The 230-nt window shown below is 63.0% G+C and carries 1 protein-coding gene; it reads left to right on the top strand.

Features of this window, described 5'->3' with window-relative positions; translation table 11 throughout:
- On the top strand, positions 1-230 hold a 230-nt coding region (locus I6F31_RS36320; protein ID WP_225187075.1), incomplete at both ends, for a hypothetical protein.

The following is a 230-nucleotide window of genomic DNA, read 5'->3' as shown; positions in this document are numbered from 1 at the left end:
GGTGCCGGCGTCTTCGACCTGTCCAAGGGCGCCTTCCCCACCAATGTCTATCAGAATGCAAACTATTTCCGCGACGTCGTGTTCGCTGCGGGCTCGTCACAGCCCAATAACCGCCCCGGTGTGGTAAGCGTCAGCGGGACGCCGACGCAGAACCAGACCTTGACCGCGACCGTGAGCGATGCGGACGGAGTGCCGGGCACCGTCTCCTATCAGTGGCAGCAGAGTGCGAA

The sequence above is a fragment of the Bradyrhizobium sp. NBAIM01 genome, from assembly GCF_020194115.1.
Lineage (GTDB): Bacteria > Pseudomonadota > Alphaproteobacteria > Rhizobiales > Xanthobacteraceae > Bradyrhizobium > Bradyrhizobium yuanmingense.
Note: the sequence above shows the minus strand (reverse complement) of the source record. Positions and strands in the feature narration are given on the sequence as shown.